The sequence below is a fragment of the Bacillus manliponensis genome (assembly GCF_000712595.1).
Lineage (GTDB): Bacteria > Bacillota > Bacilli > Bacillales > Bacillaceae_G > Bacillus_A > Bacillus_A manliponensis.
This window is the reverse complement of sequence record NZ_JOTN01000001.1, coordinates 108,049-130,670: the sequence shown is the minus strand read 5'-3', so window position 1 is coordinate 130,670 and position 22,622 is coordinate 108,049. Positions and strand designations below refer to the sequence as shown.

At 33.5% G+C, this 22,622-nt stretch carries 20 protein-coding genes; 19 read left to right on the top strand and 1 reads right to left on the bottom strand.

Annotation, left to right across the window (positions count from 1 at the left end; translation table 11 throughout):
- The first annotated feature begins 2 nt into the window (after positions 1-2).
- The 19 genes from BAMA_RS00615 to BAMA_RS00530 all read left to right on the top strand — a co-directional run bounded on the left by BAMA_RS00615 (position 3) and on the right by BAMA_RS00530 (position 21,981).
- Positions 3-3,950, top strand: a complete 3,948-nt coding sequence (locus BAMA_RS00615) for a non-ribosomal peptide synthetase (RefSeq protein WP_034635027.1) — start codon at positions 3-5, stop codon at positions 3,948-3,950.
- Between the two features lie 2 nt (positions 3,951-3,952).
- On the top strand, positions 3,953-5,455 hold the full coding sequence (locus tag BAMA_RS00610; RefSeq protein WP_235184405.1) for a lyase family protein: 1,503 nt from the start codon (positions 3,953-3,955) through the stop codon (positions 5,453-5,455).
- Positions 5,452-6,372: a GHMP family kinase ATP-binding protein gene (locus tag BAMA_RS00605; RefSeq protein WP_235184404.1), complete on the top strand. Its 921-nt coding sequence runs from the start codon at positions 5,452-5,454 to the stop codon at positions 6,370-6,372. Before BAMA_RS00610 ends, BAMA_RS00605 begins: the two co-directional genes overlap by 4 nt.
- A gap of 18 nt (positions 6,373-6,390) precedes the next feature.
- Complete coding sequence (locus BAMA_RS00600) at positions 6,391-7,443, top strand: cysteine synthase family protein (protein WP_034635025.1); 1,053 nt, start codon at positions 6,391-6,393, stop codon at positions 7,441-7,443.
- Positions 7,421-8,665 (top strand): ATP-grasp domain-containing protein, encoded by a 1,245-nt coding sequence (locus tag BAMA_RS00595; RefSeq protein WP_034635023.1) that lies wholly within the window; start codon positions 7,421-7,423, stop codon positions 8,663-8,665. The genes BAMA_RS00600 and BAMA_RS00595 overlap by 23 nt, the downstream gene beginning before the upstream one ends.
- Positions 8,649-9,710 (top strand): low-specificity L-threonine aldolase, encoded by a 1,062-nt coding sequence (ltaE, locus tag BAMA_RS00590; RefSeq protein WP_034635021.1) that lies wholly within the window; start codon positions 8,649-8,651, stop codon positions 9,708-9,710. Before BAMA_RS00595 ends, ltaE begins: the two co-directional genes overlap by 17 nt.
- A gap of 320 nt (positions 9,711-10,030) precedes the next feature.
- Positions 10,031-10,624, top strand: coding sequence for a hypothetical protein (locus BAMA_RS00585; RefSeq protein ID WP_034635018.1), 594 nt, complete (start codon positions 10,031-10,033; stop codon positions 10,622-10,624).
- Between the two features lie 284 nt (positions 10,625-10,908).
- Positions 10,909-11,046, top strand: coding sequence for a hypothetical protein (locus BAMA_RS24370; protein ID WP_157405937.1), 138 nt, complete (start codon positions 10,909-10,911; stop codon positions 11,044-11,046).
- Between the two features lie 2 nt (positions 11,047-11,048).
- Positions 11,049-11,693, top strand: a complete 645-nt coding sequence (locus tag BAMA_RS23415; RefSeq protein WP_051758842.1) for a LuxR C-terminal-related transcriptional regulator — start codon at positions 11,049-11,051, stop codon at positions 11,691-11,693.
- Positions 11,694-11,860: 167 nt separating this feature from the next.
- Positions 11,861-12,490: a GNAT family N-acetyltransferase gene (locus BAMA_RS00575; RefSeq protein ID WP_034635005.1), complete on the top strand. Its 630-nt coding sequence runs from the start codon at positions 11,861-11,863 to the stop codon at positions 12,488-12,490.
- Between the two features lie 10 nt (positions 12,491-12,500).
- On the top strand, positions 12,501-13,253 hold the full coding sequence (locus BAMA_RS00570; protein ID WP_034635002.1) for an SDR family NAD(P)-dependent oxidoreductase: 753 nt from the start codon (positions 12,501-12,503) through the stop codon (positions 13,251-13,253).
- A 21-nt stretch (positions 13,254-13,274) separates the two neighbouring features.
- Positions 13,275-14,219, top strand: coding sequence for an ACP S-malonyltransferase (locus BAMA_RS00565; RefSeq protein WP_034634999.1), 945 nt, complete (start codon positions 13,275-13,277; stop codon positions 14,217-14,219).
- Between the two features lie 3 nt (positions 14,220-14,222).
- Complete coding sequence (locus BAMA_RS00560; protein WP_034634996.1) at positions 14,223-15,137, top strand: hypothetical protein; 915 nt, start codon at positions 14,223-14,225, stop codon at positions 15,135-15,137.
- 13 nt (positions 15,138-15,150) lie between these two features.
- Entirely contained in the window at positions 15,151-16,599 is a 1,449-nt protein-coding gene (locus BAMA_RS00555; protein ID WP_034634994.1) for a class I adenylate-forming enzyme family protein, read from the top strand.
- Positions 16,587-17,819: an aldehyde dehydrogenase family protein gene (locus BAMA_RS00550; protein WP_051758841.1), complete on the top strand. Its 1,233-nt coding sequence runs from the start codon at positions 16,587-16,589 to the stop codon at positions 17,817-17,819. The genes BAMA_RS00555 and BAMA_RS00550 overlap by 13 nt, the downstream gene beginning before the upstream one ends.
- On the top strand, positions 17,816-19,534 hold the full coding sequence (locus tag BAMA_RS00545; RefSeq protein ID WP_034634992.1) for a thiamine pyrophosphate-binding protein: 1,719 nt from the start codon (positions 17,816-17,818) through the stop codon (positions 19,532-19,534). Before BAMA_RS00550 ends, BAMA_RS00545 begins: the two co-directional genes overlap by 4 nt.
- On the top strand, positions 19,506-20,546 hold the full coding sequence (locus BAMA_RS00540) for a 3-oxoacyl-ACP synthase III family protein (protein ID WP_235184410.1): 1,041 nt from the start codon (positions 19,506-19,508) through the stop codon (positions 20,544-20,546). The genes BAMA_RS00545 and BAMA_RS00540 overlap by 29 nt, the downstream gene beginning before the upstream one ends.
- 1 nt (position 20,547) lies before the next feature.
- A complete protein-coding gene (locus BAMA_RS00535) occupies positions 20,548-20,808 on the top strand; it encodes an acyl carrier protein (RefSeq protein WP_034634986.1) in 261 nt (86 codons plus the stop codon).
- Positions 20,809-20,856: 48 nt separating this feature from the next.
- Entirely contained in the window at positions 20,857-21,981 is a 1,125-nt protein-coding gene (locus tag BAMA_RS00530; protein WP_034634985.1) for a beta-ketoacyl-[acyl-carrier-protein] synthase family protein, read from the top strand.
- Between the two features lie 110 nt (positions 21,982-22,091).
- Here BAMA_RS00530 and BAMA_RS00525 read toward each other — a convergent pair whose 3' ends face one another.
- A complete protein-coding gene (locus BAMA_RS00525) occupies positions 22,092-22,493 on the bottom strand; it encodes a 3-hydroxyacyl-ACP dehydratase FabZ family protein (protein WP_034635588.1) in 402 nt (133 codons plus the stop codon).
- Positions 22,494-22,622 lie beyond the last annotated feature (129 nt).

Genomic DNA, 22,622 nt, shown 5'->3' with positions numbered 1-22,622 from the left:
ATTTGGGACAATTAAAAATTGAAAATGAAGTATACATGCTTCCTGCTTCCTATGGGCAAAACAGAATGTGGTTTTTTGAACAGATGTTTCCGAATAGTGTGACGTATGGCATCCCCTTTATTTTAAAAATAAAGGGGGGCATCAATAAAAAAATATTAGAGCAAGCACTCCAAATGATTATTGACCGACATGAAGTATTACGTACAACCTTTGAGGAAAGAGAGGGTGAACTGTTCCAAAAAGTTTTTGTTGAATGTCCTCATTTAAGGTTAGAGGAAAAAAATCTAGATGAAATTAAAAAAATTCAAACGTTACAATCATATTTGAAGGCATTTGCAAAAGAGAGCTTTGATTTGCAAGAAGGCCCTCTTATAAAGTTTGAGCTAATTTGCGTAGAAGCGCAGTATCATTATCTTTTAGTTAATGTACATCATATTATATTTGACGCGTGGTCTATTAATATATTTGAGAAAGAACTATTGGAATTTTATAGTTATTTAAATGGAGGAGTAATGTTTGATTTGGATGAGCTGCCTTTGCAATATGCAGATTATGCGGCTTGGCAAAAAGAGAGCTTAGGAGAGGGAGACATAGAGAAGAAGTTAGATTTTTGGGGGAATTATTTACGAGATGCATCATCCATTTTAAACCTTCCATCAGATAGAATAAGACCGCAAAAACCTTCTTATGAAGGTGAAAATTATAAATTTAAGTTACCAGAACATTTAGTTATTAGTGCGCAAGAGTTTTGTAGAGCAAACAATATAACATATTATACGTTTTTTTTAACAATATTTAATATATTGTTATACAGATACTCAGGACAAAAAGATATCGTAATAGGAACACCGATTACAAATAGGAAAGATAAACAGATACAAGATTTAATTGGCTTCTTTGTAAATACATTACCAGTTAGAACAATGATCCAATCGAAGGAAAGTTTTAAAGTAGCGTTACGAGATACACTTGAATCATTTCTTCAAGCTCATGAAAATGGTGATGTACCATTTGAAAGGATCGTACAGGAAGTAAGTCCTGAACGTGATACAAGTTATCATCCAATTTTTCAAGTATTATTTACTTTACATGAAAAAAACGAAGTTAGTAAGTCTGATGTTCTTTTTATAGAACATGAAAAAATTAATACAGGTACTTCTAAATTCGATCTCGTTTTATATGTTTCTTGTGCTGAAGATGAAATAAATGGAGAGATTGAATATAGTACGGATCTTTTTGATCATGTTTCAATTGAGCACTTTTTTCAAAATTATATAGCATGCATGCAGGCACTTCTCGCGTCACCTAACAAGCCTATTGCACAAGTCAGTATGTTAAGTGAGAAAGAACAATGTGAATTTATAGTAAGAAAGGAAGAGGAATTCGATAATAGCAGGTTCATAAGTCAATTATTTGAAGAACAAGTCTTCAAATATGCAAATAAGATAGCCATAAAAGGCGTTCAAGGTTCTTTCTCCTATAAAGATTTAAATGAACGATCTAATCAAGTTGCAAATGAATTGCAAAAGAAAGGTATTGAACCTGGTAGCATAGTTGGGGTTTGTTTAAAAAGATCTCCAGAACAAATTGCTACACTAATTGGTATTTTAAAGTCTGGTTGCGCATATCTCCCAATTGATACTGCTTCACCAAAAGAAAGGATAAAGTTAATTGTTGAGGATTCTAGCACTAAGTTCATTATAACAGATGGTGCTGATTTAAAAGGTATATCTGGTGTATCACTTCTTCAATCGGATTCTATTTTTTGTAATGGTAGCAAGGAGAATGTGAAATGGACTTTAAATAAGCCTCCGGAAAAGCAATTAGCATATGTAATTTATACTTCTGGATCGACAGGGAAACCGAAAGGAATAGGGGTTTCGCATGCCTCCTTTGTTAATCATATTCAAGGAATGTTAAAAACATTTCCTATTAGTAGCGATGAACGAGTTTTACAAAATATTACCTATAGTTTTGATGCATCAGTAACTGAAATATTTGCAACTCTTATAGGGGGAGGTACGTTAATCCTTACACATCCTGATCATCAATTTGATATTGATTATTTAGCAGATCTAATGATTAAAGAATCTGTTACACGAGCGCAATTATTCCATAGCTTAATAAATAAGTTAATACATGTTGATGAATTTAGGGAAAAAAACAAACTTCGACATGTATTTACAGGAGGAGAAGCTCTTAGCGGTCAGTTAGTTCAATTGTTTTATGAAAAGTTAGGTAAAGATATTGTACTGGTAAATTTATATGGTCCAACAGAGGCTACAGTAGCTTCTACATATTGGATAAGTGAACCAAAGTATAATCAGAGTACTGCTCCAATTGGTCGCGCCTTACCTGGATATCATTTGTTAATTCTTAATGAAGAATTGCAACCGGTTCCTAAAGGTGGGGTAGGTGAACTATTTATTGGTGGAAAAGGATTGGCATTAGGTTATTTAAATAATAATGAATTAAATAAATCGGCATTCTTATCCCTTAATATTAACGGAGAAAGCAATTTGTATTATAGGACTGGTGATTTGGTTAAGCAATTATCAAATGGTGATTTGCTTTTTCTTTCAAGAAAGGATTCTCAAGTTAAAATAAGAGGCTTCCGAATTGAATTGGACGAGATTAAACATAGATTATTAGAGCAGCCAGAGATTGAGAATGCAGTTGTAGTAGTTGAAAAAATAAAAGGTGATAAAAAAATCTTTTCATTTATAACTCGTATGGAAGGCACGCATGTAACTGCTAATGAAGTAAAAGAAAGACTAAAGAATACACTCCCACACTACATGATTCCACAAGTAATCTCTTGGGTGGAGAAAATTCCTATTACGTTAAACGGAAAAGTTAATAAAAAAATATTGCCTTTTGATAAAAATGATTTAGTAAATACAGAAAAAATATTCGCGGGAAATTTATTTGAAAAGCAGTTGGTGGGTATTTGGGAAGAAGTACTAAATCTACAATCTGTAGGAGTAAATGAAGATTTCTTTGATCTTGGTGGACATAGTATAAAAGCTATTGAAATCATAGGGTTAATTCGAAAAAGATTAGGTATCCATTTACCGATTTCTTGTTTATTTGAATATAGAACAATACGTGGAATATCTGAATACAAAGAGAAGATGAAAAAGTTAGAGCAAGAAGACTTTATCATTTCCTTGAAAAAAGTTGATTCGGAAGAACCACCATTATTTCTTATTCATCCAGGTGGAGGAGGCGCATTATGTTATGTGCCATTAGTTAGATATATTGATAAAAATATAAGTGTATTTGGAATACAATCACAAGGGTATGAGACGAACAAGGAACCGTTAACAACTATTGCTGCTATGGCAAAGTTGTATGCAGAAAAAATTCTCAAAATTCAACCTAAGGGACCTTATCGTTTAGCTGGTTGGTCTATGGGTGGAACATTAGCTGTAGAAGTAGCAAGAATATTAGAATCAAAAAGAAAATGTGTATCATTTGTTGGTTTAATAGATGCACATCCATTTGATTGTTCTATGAAAAAGGTAAGTCGCCAAGATCCACTAGCTGTTTGGGCATATAGTTTAGGAATAAAAGAAAAAGATTTTAATAAAGAAAATGAGACTGAAAAGTATCAAATTGTTCTAAAAGCAGCTCAAGAGAAAGGGACAATCCCTCGAAATGCTGAGTTAGAGGACGTTAAACGTATTATAAAAGTAATGGCGACAAATAATATGGCAAGTGATCAATACGAATTTGGTGAACCAATTCATTCTGATTTATTTTTGCTCAATTGTGAAGAATTAGATCCTAGTTCTTTTCATCAATTAGTTAATATTGAGTCTTGGAAAAATAGAACTAAGGGAGAGGTATATACTTCTACAATTAAAGGACATCATAATAACTTAATGCAATTACCGCAGGTTGAATATATAGGTGAATTAATTTCAAAATTTTTGGAGGGGAGATAAGAATGATGCAGGAACAAGTGACAGGACGAATTCAAAAACCTCCTCATGAGGCATATGTTCAAGGAGTATTACTTCCACAATTCCAATATGAGTTAGAAAACTACGTGAATCATTATTTGAATATTGAAAAAGTTTTACTTAAGGCTTATAAAAAAATGAATCTTTTATCTGAAACAGATGCTCATAGAGTATGGGAATCTATAAAGAAAGTAAATGAAGATTCTATCCTTAATATTTCAAAATACAATATGACAGATATTGCGTTAAGCATAGAAAGAGTAATAGAGCAGCACTTAGATGAGCCTGTTGTAAATTGGCATATTGACCGAAGCCGTAATGATTTTCAGGCTTGTGCACAACTAATGTATACACGTGAAAAGTGGATTCAGCTTATTGAAAAAGTGGATGCTTTTGCTCAACTTATGTTGGAGAAAGCTAAAAAGCATATTTATATGATAATGCCTGGTTATACTCACTATCAATCTGCACAAATCATAAGTGTGGGGTTTTATTTAACGGCTGTTAGTCGCCATGTATTAGACACTATGAAAAAGATGATTGGTGTACTAGAGAATATGAATAATCAATGTCCTTTAGGTTCAGGTGCTATGTCAGGTCAAGAGTATAACTGGGATTGTGATCAGATGGCTAATGACCTAGGATTCCAATCGTATGTTGGACATGCATTAAGTGGCGTAGCATCCAGAGACTGGGCGTTAGAAGTTGCAGAATGCCTCTCATTTTTTGCTAGTAATATGAGCCGTTTTCTAACAGATTTTATACAGTGGGGAAGCAGCGAGTATCAGTTTATAGATCTACCAGATGAATTGACTGGAATTTCTTCATCTATGCCTCAAAAGAGAAATTTTCCTATTCTTGAAAGGCTGAGAGGAAAGACAAGTCACTTAATCTCTTACCATATAGACTTCTTATTAGGACAACGAAATACGTCTTATAGTAATTTGGTAGAAGTTTCAAAAGAGGCAGGACGAAACTTATCTACATTGTTTAATGAAGCAGAGAGCTTATTAGATCTACTCCTTTTAGTTTTTGAAAATATCTCTTTTAAAGAAGAAAATATGAAACAATGTTGTGCTTTAGAGTATTATGGGGGGTTTACATTAGCGAATCTTTTAACACAGAAAAATAATATCCCGTATCGAAAAGCGCAGGTTGTAGCAGGCAAATTTGTTACAAAGTCTTTAGAAAATCATATTGCTCCTCAATATGCTTCTATTGAATTGTTAGATGAAGTTTGTCTGGATAATGGATGTGTCAATACAGTTACACAAAAGGAGTTAGAAAATATATTTGGTGTTGAGCGAGCGCTAGAGTTTAAGAAAACAAAGGGTTCTACAAACCCAGAAGCTGTAGCAGATATATTAATATATCAATCTGAAAAAGAAGAATTTTTAAGGAAGAAATTCAATAGCATCACGGAGAGTATTAGAAATAAAATTAGTGTACTTGAGAATGGGGATTCTATTTATGAGGAGAATGTATGATGGGGCAATCCAGTCAATTATTGTTAAAAAAAAGAAAAACGGTTGTTACAAATAAAGGACGTGGAAAGGCATGTGGAACTTTTGGGGAATTGTTACAAGGTGTCTTGCCGAATAATAGAGACTTCTTAGTAACGCTACCTATTCAACGTTACTCTCAATGTGAATTTTTCTCTACACCTCATTTAAAAGAACTTAGTATTTATCCATCAAACCAAACGAAATCTTTAAAGTTAGCAAAAAGGATTTTGCAATTTTTCGATTTGCCAGTTAGAGGGCATATTAGGATGCAAAGTGATATTACTCATGGTAAAGGGCTTGCTAGTTCTTCAGCAGATATGGTTGCAGTAGCAAGAGCAATTGAATCGTGTTTTAAAATCAAAATTCCAGCTTCAATTTTAGAAATGTTGTTAAGAGAAATTGAACCAACTGATGGGGTTATGTATCCAGGAATTGTGTCCTTTTATCATAAAGAAGTTAAGTTAAAGGAATGGATTGCTGAGTGTCCACCTTTAACTATTCTGGCCATAGACGAAGGGGGACAAATTGATACAGTTGCTTTTAATGGCCTTCCGAAACCATTTACATCTACTGAAAAGCAGGAATATCAAATGTTATTAGACGACATGCTAAGTGCTTTGAGAAATCATGATTTGCATACAGTAGGACGTGTTACGACTAGAAGCGCAGAACTCAATCAGAAGCTTCACAAGAAAGAGACATTGGAAAAAATGCGTACCATTTGTGAGGAAATTGGAGGTTTAGGAATTGTAACAGCACATAGTGGAACTTATATAGGTATTTTAATTTCTAAAGAAGATGCTTCTTATTTAGAAAAGGTGTCTAACGGTTTATTGAAAATTAAAGAACTGGGTTATCCAACAGAGATATTTCATACTATATCATCATCTTTTTTATAAGAAAAAGGGGGAGAAAAAATGCAAGATACTATTATTGATTTAATTGGTAAGACACCGCTAATTCAACTTCGACTCGGTGATGAGCGACACACCAATGTTTATGCAAAATTGGAAATGTACAATCCTTATGGTATGAAAGATCGAGTAGCGAAACAAATGATTCTAGAAGCAAAGCATACAGGGTTATTAAAAGAAGGAGCTCCTATTATAGAAAGCTCCTCTGGTACTCTTGCTTTAGGAATTGCATTAGTTGGTACTTATTTAGGACATGATGTTCATATTGTCACGGATCCTCGTATTGATGATTTAACTTATAAAAAGCTTAAAGCATTAGGTGCCCGTGTGCACATTGTAAAAGAGATGGGGAAAACTGGTGGATGGCAAGTGGCGAGGTTACAGTATTTAAACAAACTACTTATGAAATATCCTAATGCATATTGGCCTAAACAGTATGAGAATACTCAAAACCCTTTATCATATAGTCAACTTGCTAAAGATATCGTAGAGGAGTTAGGACAAATTGATTATTTAGTTGGGGCTGTAGGAAGCGGTGGTTCTTTATGTGGTACTGCTAATGCCCTTAAATTTCATAATCCTAATTTAAAAGTTTTGGCTGTTGACGCAGTGGGAAGTGCAGTTTTCTATCAGAAAGATAGACCTGATCGTCTGCAAGGTGGATTAGGAAATAGTTTGCAGCCGCCTAATGTGGATTATTCTGTGATTGATGAAGTGCATTGGTTAAATGATGAAGAAGCTTTTAATTGGACTTTAGAATTAGCACGTCGTGAAAAAATTATTGCAGGAAATAGTTCTGGTAGTGTGTATGCAGTTGCTCGATGGTTAAGTACACAAGTCCCAAAGGAAAAGAAAATTACATGTATCTTTCCAGATAGAGGGGATCGTTACGTTAACACAATTTACGACGAGGAGTTTTATTTTCAGCATAAATTAAATAGGGAGCATTTAAATTTTAATCCACTAGAAATAGAAACTATACAAGATGTTAATAATTGGAGTTATTTTCATTTTAATAAAGGGAAGTGTATGAATGAAAAAGCTGCTATTTATTGAGGCGAATACTACTGGAACGGGGATGTTAGCTATTTCGAAAGCGAAAGAAATAGGATTTAGTCCTGTATTTATCACTAATAACCCTAGACGGTATATAGGATTAGAGGAGATGGAGTGTACTGTTTTAGAATGTGACACAAACAATATTGACGTCGTTAGAGAAATGATTAGGTCACAATTTGAGGTGTTCGAAGTAAGTGGTGTTACAACAACCAGTGAATTTTATATCGAGACGGTAGCAGTTATAGCGAAGGATCTGGGACTTGTCGGGAATCCATTAGATACTGTGAAAAATTGTAGGGATAAAGCGAGAATGCGTTCACTGTTACAAAATGTACCGCATGTATATTCGCCATGGTTTCATAGTATTGCAGCGGTTAATGATTTGGAGGGAATACAAGATCATATAGTATTTCCATGTGTTGTAAAACCTGTGGACGATAGTGGATCGAATAATGTATTGAAATGTTATTCATACGAAGAGGTTCAACTACAGGTAGAGAAGATTTTGAGTAAAACGCATAACGTTAGATCACAGAGAAATATAAAAAATGTGTTAATTGAAGAGTATGTAGAGGGACAAGAATATAGCGTAGAGATTTTCTCTTACAATGGAAAGTCTCATATTTTTGGGATTACTCAAAAGAGTGTAGGACAGGAACCTTATTTTGTTGAAGAGGGACATATATTCCCTGCTGTTATTCCAAAGGATTTACAGTTAATTGTTAAAAAGGGAATTACTTCTATTTTAAATAAGGTAAATTGGCAAAACGGTCCTTGTCATTTAGAGGTTAAGATAAAAGAAGATAATGTATTTTTAGTAGAATTCAATGGTCGGCTGGCTGGGGGAATGATTCCCGAACTCATTCGTTATGCAACACAAGTGGATTTGCTTAAGGAACAATTGAAAACTGTAACGGGAACAGCGCCAAATTTGGATAAAGTGTCTTCTTTATATGCAGGCATACGTTTTATTGTACCAACAAATGAAGGAGAAATAACGAATGTTCTAGGATTCGAACAAATAAAAGATATGTTAGGAATTAAAGAAGTGAAGTGCCGAACTGTTATTGGAGAAACTGTACAAAAAGCTCAAAATGCCTATGGAAGAGTAGGGCATGTGATTGCTACGTCTGAAAATTCTGTTGAATTACAATCTCTTTTAGAAAAATGTATAAATAGCTTAAACATAGAGGTGAAGGAGTGTGGAGCAATTGATTAATTACTTAAGTGACACAGTTACATTACCTACTGAGGAGATGTTAGATTCAATTCAAAATGCGAATCTAGGTGATGATGTATATGGAGAAGATAAAACGGTTAATCAATTAGAGGCATTAGCTGCTGATATGCTAGGAATGGAAGCTGCTTGTTTTATGCCAAGTGGCACAATGGCCAACCTTGCTTCAATTTTAGCGCATTGTCCAAGAGGTTCTACAGTTTTAGTTGGAGATGAATCAGATATCTATATTTATGAGGCAGGTGGGGCTTCGGTTTGTGGCGGAATCATGTATCATCCCATTAAGACACAGCCAGATGGTCGACTTTTATTATCTGATTTAGAAGCTGCTTTTCCAATTGATGAGACAGATCCACAATTTGCGTTGCCGGCGTTAATATGTTTAGAGAATACACATAATCGTTGTGGAGGGAAAGTATTACCACTTTTATACTTAAGAGAAGTTAAGGAGTTTGCTATGCAAAAAAATATTCCTATTCATATGGATGGAGCACGTATTTTTAATGCAGCAGTTAACTTAGGTATAGACATTAAAAATATTACGCAGTATGCAGATTCTTTACAATTTTGTTTATCAAAGGGATTATCAGCACCAATTGGTTCAATGGTAGCGGGCAAACATAAATATATTGAGCAGGTAAGACGTATTAGAAAAATGCTTGGAGGCGGAATGCGTCAAGTGGGAATCATTGCGGCGCCAGCAATAGTAGCACTACAAAAAATGTCTTTGCGTTTGCATGAAGATCATAATCGAGCAAAAAAATTAGCAAATGGTTTAGCTAATATTAATGGAATTGAGCTTGATTCATCAGAAGTACAGACAAATATTGTGATGTTCCGTGTAATAGATCCAAATTATGATTGGGCAAAGTTTTTACACGAGGCGAAAGAGCAAGGAGTCATTTTATCTGAAATGGGTTATGGAAGAATAAGAGCTGTAATTCATCGGCATATTACAGATGAAGATATTGAACGTACGATTCAGATAATAGAAAGTTTGTTAAAGAATACATCTTTAATGAAATAGATACAAGGTTTTATTTAAAAGAGCTGCAATATAGTCCGATTTTTGACTATATTGCAGCTCTTTTTGTTTTTAAGTTAGTTAAGAGTGCTTTATTAAATACAGCAGGAATTGATTGGATTTATGCAACTAGTAAAGGAAAGAACCCTCTATTTTATTTTGTATAAGAATGGGTAGTTTATGTGTTTTTAGTAAAAAAAAACAAAAAAAATAATTAATTATTTATATTATTTTTAAGTTGATTTTACTCATTGTTGTTAACTGTAGTGGAGAAGTATATTTTAAGTACAATAAGTGAGCTGCTTAAGGGGGAATAAATTGTAATGGATCAAATGAAAAATACAATTAATGAGGGATCTAATGAAATGCTCCATGAAGAGAATGAGCAAACGAATACTATAAATAATATCAACCCTTTATGTGAAAGCGTTAAATATTATATTTATAAAAAGGAAAGTTTATTAGAAAAGCATCAAGATATGGAGTTACCATTTATGCATCTTAACGTGTTGGCTCAAATGCTTTATGAGGCCTTTCATGATAGGAGTTTAAACAAAGTAAAACCGATTGTACTTATCTTTAAAGAACATATAGTAGAAGGACTTATTTCACCTGGAGCGTACTTTATTGACTTTGAAAATGATTGTTTTATTAAAGCGGAAAGTATAGACATTCAAGAGTTGAAGGAAGAGTTTAAAGATAGAGGGGATGTGCTAGCAATTGGTTATATATCACTTGAAGGGGATAATCAGTTAGAAGATTTAGCTGTTATTAGTGAAGAGCTTATAGATCGATTGAAGGAAATATTATGTATACATGGTGAGTTAAAAGATGATATAAGTTCTTTTATTGACTTAAAAAAATTTAAAGTTCCGTTGCTTAAAGTTCAATGGTTAAAAAGGAAAAATAGTAAGTAATAGAGTGCTGATTATATAAATTAATATGTATTACATTTGAAGGAAGGTGAAAATAAGTTAATCAAGCAGTATTTTAGTTAGAGATAGAATTTTATTTAGATTTATATATAACGTGTGTTTTTTGAAAAATGTGATGCAAAAATAATAGTAACTTCACTACAAGGAATATCATCATAATATTTAGTTGAATATTAAAAATATAACGATATTAAAGGATGGGTTTAGAAGTTATATTAATATAATATCATCTTTTGTAATTGATAAAAATATATGGAGGTAATCTTATGAGAGGTAAGGGATTAGTATTTTTAGAATTTATTTCACCTGAAATATCTACCATCGATATTTCAGTAAGCAAGATTGATAATAATATAGGAAATTCAATTATTAATTTAAACAAACAAATTAATGGAGAGTACTGATTATGTATACAAAAACAAAAAGAAAAAAAGTATTGGTTGCTGATCAGGGGAATAAAGATTGTTTTGTTTATTCGGATATTAAAAAAGACAATAGAATACAAATCCATGTTCTTAATAATGAATTTATGCTAGAAGACTCATTATTTTTAAATACATTCGATATTGTAATTACAGATAGTATTCATTATAGCACTTTGAAAGAAATAGTAAGTGACTCGCTTAAACTAATAGTTGTTCTAAGCAGTAAAGAAAAACATTTAGTTCCTATAATTCAGAGGGCTCAGGCAATTGTAAAAAAAGGAGACCTCCAAGAAATGTTAAATGCTCTAACAGCTGTTGGAGAAGGTAAGTTATATGTTTCTAACGATTTAAATCAATCACTTCCGAGAGTAACAAAAAGTATAGTCTTAAATAAGTTTGTTTTTAAAGAGAATAGTGTTTCTAGTGTATTAACAAAAATGGAGTTTCGTGTGATGGAAGAACTAATTGCAGATAAAACAAATCAACAAATTGCAGATACGCTTCACTTAAGCAAAAGAACTGTGGAATATCATTTAGCTGCTTGCATGAGAAAATTAGAAGCTAAATCTAGAGTAGGTTTAGCGGTTACGTTTACCAAATCAATTTTACTACAAAAGTATGCTTAGAATATTGCGGGTTACCTATAAACGATATTGTTGATTAAGTCTGTTAAATATATTTTTACTTATGGAATTTTTTATATAGAAAAATTTTATTTGCGTGAATTACGGGTGTTCCTAATTAACTTAGCATTTATTATATAAATAAGATTTGAATATATTGGAGGGGTATCATGAAAGGGCATTTTGTTCAATTACAGGCTCTAGAAGAAGAGGATTATAAATTATTTTCTAAATGGATTAGACCTTCTAAAGTAAGTGCTTTAGCAAGGGGAGCTCAAGATTTTGCTACTGTAAGAGAGATTAAGATGGACATTGAGTCAAGTAGTACACGTTATGCTACAGTAGTAACCCATGAAGGGAAAAAAATTGGTTTTGTTTCTTGGGAACCAATGAAGTATGAAGGAAGTTATATTTTAGGTGGTGTGATTGGTGATCCGGATTTATGGGATATGGGGTATGGAGCTGAGGCGTCTATCTTACTTATGGATTACCTTTTCCACTTTAAAAATGCTCACAAGATTCAATTTATTAATGGCTTATACAACCAAAGAACTATCCGCTTTCTAATAAAAAATAATGTAACAATTGAAGGGGTTCTTCGAGATTACTTTTTTCTTGATGGTGAATATCATGATGCAGTTATCTCATCTATTTTGCGAGAGGAATATTACGCTGGTGGGAAAGGCGGGCAACCGGAGGATATAATTCCAAAAAGTGAAAAAGAAGAGATCCAAAAAGAATTAAGGGAATATTTAGAAAAATGCTGGAAAAATGATATTTTTCCAAGCTTAAAAAAATAGGGTGAAGAAAATGGAGTGGAAATCTAAAGTTATACTTATCACTGGTGCTTCAAAAAGCTTAGGAAGGGAAATTGCACATCATTTTGCAGAATTGGGGGGACGAGTAATTTTAGGATATAGGCAATCCCTTGAAGAAGTGCAAAATACAGTAATGCATATTAAAGCTACAACAGGAAATGAACAGGTTGAGTATGTAAAACTTGATGTAAATGAATTTTCTCAAGTACAAGATACGATACAAGGAATTATTAATACGTATGGTAGGATCGATGTTCTTATAAATAATGCTGGGGTTAGTTATGGAGGAGCGTTAATCCCAGGAAACCCAATTGATAAATGGAAAGAAATTATAGATACAAATGTAATGGGGACAATTAATTGTATTCATGCTGTATCTTTCCATATGTTAACAGAACAAAAAGGCTCTATTATTAATATTTCTTCTGTAGCAGGTCTTACTGGAATGGAGAGACTTAGCGCTTATAGTGCCAGTAAAGCAGGAGTTATTGGTTTAACTCGTTCTCTTGGTAAGGAATATGCTCCTTATAATGTACGAGTAAATGCAGTAGCACCTGGATATACAGAGAATACTGGTATGGTCGATAGAATCCCGGAAGATCAGATGGAGAAATTTAAAAAGAAAATTGCTATGCAACGTCTGGGAACTGCAAAAGAAGTAGCTGAAGCAGTTTCGTTCCTTGCATCTGAGAAAGCCAGTTATATAACGGGGCAAACATTAGTAGTAGACGGTGGACTTATGTAAAGAGAAAAGGAGGTAATATAAATGAAATCAGCTTTGTTATTTCCACCATTAATGACTTTAAAAAAAGGGAGTTTCCGTGAATTATATGATCATATTCCACATGTTCAAAGAAAATTTGAGGAAGCTAGCAATATTATTGGAATAGACCTTGCTGAGCAGTTTTTTTCAGATAATGAAAAGATTGTAAATACAGGTATTATTGCAAGGCCTAGTATTGTAACAATAGCGACTGCGTTATATGAACTATTACGAGAGAAATTAGGAAAAGTTGATTATTTTCTTGGGCCAAGCCTTGGACAGGTTACAGCATTTCATTGTAGTGGATGCCTAGATTTTAAAGATACATTAAATATGGTTCGTGTTATGTGTGATCTAGAAGCAGCAGAATTTCAAAATAAGTCGTATAGTGTTTATTTTTTTTATAATATAGACACAGAAATTATGGAGCTTAGTATTGATAAGCTTTCGAAAAAGGGATATATATTAGAGCCTTGTATGCATGCTACATCTAATCAAATGATTGTTAACGGCGATTTTGAGAGCTTAGAAAAATTGAATGAAGAGGTTCAAGGTTATGGAGCGCTAGCCGTTAAAATCCCTTATGGACCTCCAGGGCATTGTTCTTTGTTGGAAAGTGTAAAAAAAGAATTTGATAAGAGTTTTATGACTAATGTTCATGTGAAAAAACCACTTACACCACTAATAAGTAATGTGGATGCAAAAGAAATTATTCATGTATCAAAAGTAGCTCATGATTTAGTGGAACAGTATACAAATAGTGTGCAATGGTATCAATCTTTAAAGGAATTATCTAAAAAGGGAGTTCAAAAATTATTTGTATTAGGACCAGGGAACTTTGTGTATAAGTCTTTAGAATTTACTGATATTGAATTTGAAATTGTACCACTTGTAACGCTAGCTGATGTGCAAGAAATGCTAGGAATATTACAGATGAAGGAGGAGTAGGGGATGAATGGTCTTGTTCTCCCAGGGTTAGCACCATCTCATTATCAAGAAGTTGAGAGTTTTATTAAGAATAGCCCGTTTGCAATTCAAAGGTTTAAGGAGGCTAGCGAAGTATTAGGATATTCTCTTGTAGATGCTTTTAAGGAGGCTGAAGTTGATGAGGCTCCAGAAGTATATGAAGTTTGCTTTCTGGCTAACTCCATTGCATTGTTAGATCATTACTATAATCACTACAACTGTCAACCTGATTTTGCAATCGGGGTAAGCTTTGGTGGGATGAGTGCAGCAGTTCAAACAAATACACTTGCTTATGATGAAGCAGTATGGCTAACGCATGAAGCAGCAAAGCAAGCAAAAGCATTCTTTAAACAGATGGATGGAGAATATCAAACACACTTTATTTATAATATGTCTTTAAATGAAGCTAAGACGATTATTAAAGAGTTTCAATTGAAGGGAATGTATTTAGAGTTAGTTGGTTTTTTAGAAAAAGTAGTATGCCTATGTGGAGAAGCAAAAACAATTAAACTTCTTAAAGAGAAAATTAATACAAAACCTAAATGTGTTTCCTTACACACAATGAAACAGCCAATTCATAGTATCCTTTTGAAAGACCTGCATCAGCAATTGAAGAAAGGATTATATAATCAAGTTAATTTTAAGCCGATGGAAACAGCTATTATATCAGATGTGGATGGTGACGTAATAAAGGATACAGAATTATTTAAGCAGTCTTTATTAGATGGCTATGATAATCCTGTACGTTGGGATTTAGTGACGGATACGATGAGGAAACAGAAAATAGAACAAGTTTATGTTGTAGGACCGAGGAATTTATTTGCGCAACTACTAAAGAATGAATTTAATACCGTCAGAATTGGTCCTGAATTATTTGAGAGTAAAGCGGTTTTACGATGAGAGGTAGGAACTAATGGGATATAAAATTTATACTTCAGAGAAGACTTATTCTATTCAAGAGTTTAAAAGAGATATTCAGGCTTATAAAATGTATTTGAAAGAAATGGATGTAGTTGCTGGAGAAAGAGTTTTATTTACGGCGGAGAATTCCTATAACTTCTTAATTGGATTTTTTGCTTTAACAGAATTAGCCGTGTCAATTGTTTTAGTAGATTGTTTGACCGGCGAAAAGGAATTGAATGAGATTATAAAAGATTGTGGAAGCAGTGTATGTATTTCAGATAAAAAATTGAATCTATCACCCGAAATTAGGAGGATCCAATTGAACCCTCCAATGAAAATTGATTCTTTAGTTGAGGTAGGAGATAGTATTAATCCTGATTGGATTCATAAAGAAGATGCTCTTATTTTATACTCATCAGGTTCAACAGGAAAACCTAAAGGGATTGTTAAATCTGGAACTGCCTTCACTTTAAATTTGAAGAAAACAATGGATGTAATGAGATATCAGGATGACGATGTATTGTTACCTTTAATTCCCTTCACTCATTTTTATGGTTTATCTATTGTGTTTTTGTGGAGAATGATGAAGTGTGATTTAGTCCTTTGTGACTATAAGAAAATTAGGTCTATTATTAAAGCTATTAATGATTGGCGTGTAACTGTTGTTGATGGGATTCCTTCAACCTACCACGTCTTGGTTAATATCCTTAAAAAAAGGGAGAAAATCAAGGAGAATTTAAAACAGTCATGTGTCCGCATGTGGTGTGTAGGTGGAGCACCTTTATCAAGTAAGCTTGGAGATGAGTTCCAATCTGTTTTAGGAAAACCGTTATTAGATGGATATGGCCTATCAGAGCTCGGGAATGTAGCACTTAATGTAACTACTCATAAAAATGGCTGCGGAAAATCTTTGGAAGGAGTGGAAGTTCAAGTTATAGATTCAAAGGGTTTGCAATTACTTAATGGAGAAATTGGAGAAATAGTGGTCAAAACACCAGATGTAATGGAAAGGTATTTAAATTTACCTAATGAAACAAATTTAGTGTTGAAAGATGGTTGGTTTAAAACGAATGATTTAGGATATTTAGATAGTCATGGAAATCTGTTCATTATTGGAAGAAAGGGAGAAGAGGTTGTTCGAAAAGGTTATGTTATTCACCCTGCGAAAATTGAAAAAAATGTAGAGGACGCTTTGGGGATAAAAGGAAAGATAGTTACTTTCCATGATGAAAAGAAAGGGGCATATATGATTCTGTTCTTGGAAGCTTCTCCTTTGGAAAATAACGGATTAAAAAACGCAGTGACCGAGAACTTAGACCCTGTACTAATGCCAGATAAAATTGTTTTTTTAGAAAAATTCCCATATCTTCCTAACGGGAAGGTAGATTTTGTAGCACTCAAGATTTGGGCAGCAGAATATAGAAAGAGTGGAGTTGAGAATGAACTATGCAAAGTTTGATATTGGAGAGGGAAGTAACTACTACATTACTTGATGAGCGTAAAGAAAACATTTTATTATGTATGCAATATATGAAGAGGAACAAAGAGGAGTTTTTAAAAATTCTAACAGAGATTAGTACGTATCAAACAGCTAAGGCAGAGTTTGATAGTTCACTACGAGCTTTAGAAAATGCTTTTGATGAGGTGCGTCAAAATCAACCACCTAACATTAATCGAATGTCAATTTTTATGCCATCTAACGTAATTTTGTATTCTTATATTTTGTACTTACTTATTCCATCGCTGTATGTAAAGAATATAGAATTTCGTAGTTCTAGCTTAGTTATTAATCAGGTTAGAAAGCTGCATAATTTATTTCAAAAAGTTCATCAATTACCAATAGAGTTAAAAGAGTATTCTTATAGAAAATATCTTAGAGAATCTGCTTTAAAAGCAGACGTGGTGCTATTTACAGGAACTTATCAAAATGCAGAAAATATTAAAGCACAACTTTCAAAAAATCAGTTGTTCATTTTCTTCGGTCAAGGTGTAAATCCATTTATAGTAACAGAATCTGCAGAGCTAGAAAAAGCAGTGCAAGATTTAATAGGTGCGAGAATGTTTAATACAGGACAAGATTGTATGGGACCAGATGTAATTTATGTACCTGAACAAAAGAAAAATATGTTTATCAAATTGTTAAGAGCGAAATTAAACAATTTGAAGTATGGGGAGAACTCCGATAAAGAAGCAGATTATGGAAGGATTCACTATACATCTACTTTAGAGACAGTAGCACAGTATTTAAATCAAAACAGCCAGTACATTATTCATGGTGGTAGTATTAATTATAAAGAAAAGTTTATAGAACCAACAGTCTTGGTGAGTTCTTTAAAAGATAAAGTTAAGATCGATGAGTTCTTTTTACCAATATTTAATATTATGAGTTATGAAGAAATAGAAGAAGTTAAAGAGGTCTTGGATACAGGTTATTTTCTTGAAAGAGCGATGGGAGCAACTGTATATGGAACAGAAGTTGATGAATTAATTTCATTTTTAGAGAGAAAACATACTGTTTCGGTGAACCAAACTTTATTTGATATAGAAGATGGTAATAATCCGTTTGGAGGTTATGGACCGATGGCTAACTATGTTTCTTATCAGGGAGAATTGTTCATCAAACCAATTTTACTTTCATTGATCTTTAGGGAACACTTGCAAGAATGCGGTGAGTTATGATGCAAATGAGTGTATATGAAGTAGTTGCAAATGTTTTAAAGGGAAATAAAGTTGAAACAGTTTATGGATTACCAAGTGATGACCTTCAATTGATGAATGCCATTGAAGAATGTGGAATTGAATTTTTAGTTAATAAGGATCAACGTAATGCTGTCTTTATGACGATAGGTCAAGCGTTAGCTAAAAGAAAAATAGGTGTCTGTGTTGTTGGAAAAGGACCAGCGGTATCTAACTGTGTGACAGGTTTATTAGAGGCACATTCTCAAAGTGCTCCGATATTAATAATAGGATCTGGGACACGTACACAGATATATGGAAATCGAAAGGCATTCCAAGAAGCAGATCAAATATCATTTATCTCACCTTTAGTAAAATGGTGCCATCGATTAGAGTCTCCTAGTTCTATTGAATGGGTGCTAAAAAAGGCAATGTTTTTGGCTCTTCATGGGAAACCTGGTCCTGTCTATATTGAGATTCCAGAGGACATAGGTGAAGCATATGTAGATGTTGATTCGTCTGAATTTTCAGCTCATTCTCTTTCAGCACCTATGCCGAACTTAGAATCTATAAAGGTAGTAAAAGATAAATTGATGAAATCAAAGCGCCCTCTTTTATTGTTAGGTGGGGGATGCAAAAGTTTAGTTGATAATCATAAGTTAAACAAATTTGCTAATATTATAGGTTCTTCAGTGTTTGTTACTGCTTCTGGAAGAGGGGCTTATGACGAAGAGGATGATTTGTTTTGTGGACTAGCAGGCCTATATTGTCCTCAGCAATTACTTCCGATTGTGGAGGAAGCAGATCTTGTAATTACGCTAGGGAGTAAATTAGAGGAAACAGCTCTTTTTGGATGGGAAGATCTTTTGAAACAAAAAGAAGTGGTTCAAATTAATATTCATGAAGAAGACTTTAACTTAGAGTTTAGAGGAATGAAGCTTGTAGGTGATATTGAATTAGCTGTAGATTATCTTACCTCCCTCATTCAAAATCCGTTAGAAAAGGACAAGTGGCTTCAGAAAATAGCTATTCTTAAGCAGGAAGCATTGCTAGAAAAGAAGGGTTATTTACAAAATATTAAAGAGTTGAGTGTTGCACACGTTTTAGAGGGATTACAATTGTATACACCTTCTAATGCTATATATGTCCATGAAAATGGTCTACAAGATATGTGGTCGTACTATTTCCCATATTTAAAATTAAAAAAAGGACAAAATGCATTTGTTCCAAGTGAACAAACAAGTTTAGGGTTTGGATTAAGTGCAGCCGTTGGTATAGCTAAGGCTCAGGACGATCGACCAGTTGTAGCTTTTGTGGGTGATGGTGCATTCAATCTATTTCGTAGTGAATTAGAAACAGTTATAAACAATCGAGTTCCAGTCATTTACGTAGTATTAAAAAACGGTGGATATGGATGGTTACAGTTTCAAAATAAAAATAAAAAAAGAAAAAACCCACTATCATTTGTCAATCGGATGTTTCCGCTTGTAGGAGTGGAGCACCCACAGCTCAAGGTACTTTCTTTAAAGAAGCAAGAAGATGTAGGGACGACATTTAAAGAAGCATATCAACAATATAATCAAGGAAAGACGGTTATTGTAGAGTGTGTTATTCAACTTGAAGATGTTCCAACTGCGGTAAGAGAAATATATGGGGATTTTCCAAAAAAAGGAGTGGAATTGGTTGAAAGTGGACACAGTGGAAAGAACGAGTACTAAAAATGTAAGTGGTCTTCGTACCCCTGTAACGATACAAGGGATTGGATTTTATAAACCGACTCAGGTAATTACAAATGAGATGTTAACTAAAACTTTGGAAACGACTGACGAATGGATTCAAACAAAAACAGGTATTAAAGAAAGAAGGTTCTTAGAAGATGGGCTTGTGACATCAGACATGTGTCTATTTGCTAGCAAGCAAGCAATGGAAGATGCACAAGTTTTACCAGAACAAATCGATGTAATTATATTAACAACAACTACACCAGATCAGAGGTTGCCTTCTACGGCACTGATTGTAAAAGAACAGTTAGGTGCTACAAATGCAATTCCAATTGATTTAAACCAAACAGGTTGTGCAGGTGGTATTTTTTCTATCGTGTTAGGATCTCATATGTTGCAAAATTCGAATATAAAGAATGTTCTTGTTATTGGAGCAGAGGTATTATCCCGTATTACTGACCCTGAAGAACGTACGACAAGAGTGTTTTTAGGAGATGCTGCTGGCGCGATGATTCTTCAGAAAACGGAAGAGGGAAATGGCATATTATCGTGGAACATCGGCTCGGATTTATCCCATGCAGTTGAAATTACAGGGGGTGGAACGGTTCCTTTACAAGATGAAGATATTTATAAAAGTCAGTTCCTGAAAATGAATGGGAGAGAGGTATGGAAGAAAGCTACAGAAAACCTTCCTAAGTCTATCTGTTCAGCTATAGAATGTGCAAATCTTAAAATGGAAGATATTAATCATTTCATTATCCATCAAGCCAATTTGAACATTATTAAAGAGGCGATGAGTGCTATAGGAGCACCACTAGATAAAGCGTCTTTGACAGTGCAGGAACAAGGGAATACAGGATCAGCTACACTGTTCTCTGCATTCTATAAAGCTATGAGTGAAAATAAGATTAAACAAGGTGATCATTTAGTTTTCTCTGCAATTGGTGCTGGTTTTTTATGGGGTTCATTATGTTTAAAATATAAAAAAAATGAAAAAAGGGGTTTTTAAAATGATTAAGTTAAAAGTAAAAGAAAAGCTTGTAGAAATGTATGAAATGCCTGTTAGTCTTGAAGAAATCCAAAACGATGTACCTTTATTTGGAAAGGATTCTCCTTATGGTTTAGATTCTATGGATGTTTTACTATTCATTAATGCTCTTAAGAAAGAATATGATTTAGATTTAGGGGTAGTTGATATGGATGTCTTTAAAACAATTGATAGTATTGTTAAATACATTGTGGAGCAAAAAGAAGTTAAATCAGCTGAATAGTTAGAGAAGTATAGTATATGTAAGCTTTGTTTTTATGAGGTGGATGTAGTGAATAAAAGAGTAATGATTACAGGGTATGGTTTGATTAATTCTTTAGGTACAAGTTTTAAAGAAGTATGGAGAGAGTATTTACACTATAAGACATTTGTGGGTTGTAGAGAGGAATCCTATGCAGATATTATATCGAAAAAAGATTTAGGGAAGATGTATGATCCATCACAATTTTTTGAAAGAAAAGAAGTAAAACGATTGGATAGAAGTACACAATATGCATTGATTTCGGCTCAAGAGGCTATGCATCATGCAGGATTACATGAGGAAAGTTCAAGTCATGTTGGTGTTATGTTCGGAGTAGCCGGTAATGGTGGAGAACAATTCATTTTGGAAAATATGGAATTGTTTTCTAAAAGAGGTCCTAAACGAGTGAGTCCATACTACTCTGTATCAGCTATGATTAATGCTCCTGCGGCTGAAATCACACTTAAAAATGAATGTCAAGGTCCCTCAAGTACAATAGTGGCTGGAGAAGCAAGTAGTTTAATAGCTATAGGAAACTCTGTAAGAATGATCAAAAATGGAAGAATAAAAGTGATGCTAGCAGGTGGTACGCAAGGAGATATTTCTCCTCTTACAAAAACGGCTTATAAAGCTCTTGCTTATAATCATGTGAAAGAAAAGTTAAATTTAAGGTCAGGAGCAGGTGCTATAGTGCTTGAAGAAGAGTCACATGCCCTTAAAAGAGGAGCAAGAATATTAGGTGAAGTTATAGGAAGTGGGATGAATACATGTGTAGGGGATAGAAAAAATTCTTACAAAAAAGTTATACAAGCCGCTTTAAAAGATGCGCAAATAGAGCCATATGAAGTAGATTTTGTGTATTTACATTCAGGAGGAATCTCAGATTGTAATGAAGCTGAGATTCAAGCAATGGAAGATATCTTTAAGGAACATCATTATTTCTTCGATTCTCATAAAGAAATAACAGGAAATGTATTAGCTACAAATGGAGTTACGCAAACTATACTGGGTCTAAATATAATGAAGCGGGAGGAAGCTTTACCGTTTTTAAATGTAAAGAATGAAAAGCAAACAAATCGATCAAAGATGAAAATTGGAATAATCAATGCTTTTGATATGAATGGTCATAATGCTTGTTTGGTTATTAAGGCTTAATAAGATGACGTTTAACTTGAAAATGATAAAAATGTAAAATGGAAAAAAGGTAAAGGCCTGTTCTATATAGGCCTTTACCTTTTTTTTTTGATATATTAAGTGTAAAGATTTTATCTCACTCGTGTAAGAACTAATATTTTTTCCACTTTTACAATAGTACGTCCATTGATAGAAGCTATACCTTTTCCAAGAGAAATTCCTTTTTTGTTCCGTAAAACTTCATAATGTAAATCTAGCCTATTACCAGGGAACGCATCTCCTAAAAAACTTACACCATCAAATGAAGAGAGGAAACCTATGCCTTCAGAATTTTTAGGTTCAGCAAATTTACCAAGTTGCGCAAGTGCTTCTACAATTAATATATGAGGCATTGTTTTTTGAGTTTCTGTAATAAACCAATCGTTATTTGTAATGAGCTTATACCCTTTGATAGATTTCTCAGTATTGATTTCTGTAATACCATCTATCATTAAAAATGGATAGCGATGTAAGAGTGTGCCTTTTGGATCTATAGTTTGCATCTTTACCTCCGTAGTTATTAGTATAATATTTTGTTAAGGTTTTGTTATCCTATATTAATAGGTTGTAAAACCTTTATTAATAGAAGCTTCATTTTCTCATATGTTAATGAACTATCGGTA

Coding starts and splice junctions, on each gene's coding strand:
- BAMA_RS00600 (WP_034635025.1), top strand. CDS start 6,391: ATGCAAGATACTATTATTGATTTAATTGGTAAGACACCGCTAATTCAA.
- BAMA_RS00605 (WP_235184404.1), top strand. CDS start 5,452: ATGATGGGGCAATCCAGTCAATTATTGTTAAAAAAAAGAAAAACGGTT.
- BAMA_RS00545 (WP_034634992.1), top strand. CDS start 17,816: ATGATGCAAATGAGTGTATATGAAGTAGTTGCAAATGTTTTAAAGGGA.
- BAMA_RS23415 (WP_051758842.1), top strand. CDS start 11,049: ATGTATACAAAAACAAAAAGAAAAAAAGTATTGGTTGCTGATCAGGGG.
- BAMA_RS00575 (WP_034635005.1), top strand. CDS start 11,861: ATGAAAGGGCATTTTGTTCAATTACAGGCTCTAGAAGAAGAGGATTAT.
- BAMA_RS00565 (WP_034634999.1), top strand. CDS start 13,275: ATGAAATCAGCTTTGTTATTTCCACCATTAATGACTTTAAAAAAAGGG.
- BAMA_RS00560 (WP_034634996.1), top strand. CDS start 14,223: ATGAATGGTCTTGTTCTCCCAGGGTTAGCACCATCTCATTATCAAGAA.
- BAMA_RS00595 (WP_034635023.1), top strand. CDS start 7,421: ATGAAAAAGCTGCTATTTATTGAGGCGAATACTACTGGAACGGGGATG.
- BAMA_RS24370 (WP_157405937.1), top strand. CDS start 10,909: ATGAGAGGTAAGGGATTAGTATTTTTAGAATTTATTTCACCTGAAATA.
- BAMA_RS00535 (WP_034634986.1), top strand. CDS start 20,548: ATGATTAAGTTAAAAGTAAAAGAAAAGCTTGTAGAAATGTATGAAATG.
- BAMA_RS00555 (WP_034634994.1), top strand. CDS start 15,151: ATGGGATATAAAATTTATACTTCAGAGAAGACTTATTCTATTCAAGAG.
- BAMA_RS00570 (WP_034635002.1), top strand. CDS start 12,501: ATGGAGTGGAAATCTAAAGTTATACTTATCACTGGTGCTTCAAAAAGC.
- BAMA_RS00610 (WP_235184405.1), top strand. CDS start 3,953: ATGATGCAGGAACAAGTGACAGGACGAATTCAAAAACCTCCTCATGAG.
- BAMA_RS00585 (WP_034635018.1), top strand. CDS start 10,031: ATGGATCAAATGAAAAATACAATTAATGAGGGATCTAATGAAATGCTC.
- BAMA_RS00550 (WP_051758841.1), top strand. CDS start 16,587: ATGCAAAGTTTGATATTGGAGAGGGAAGTAACTACTACATTACTTGAT.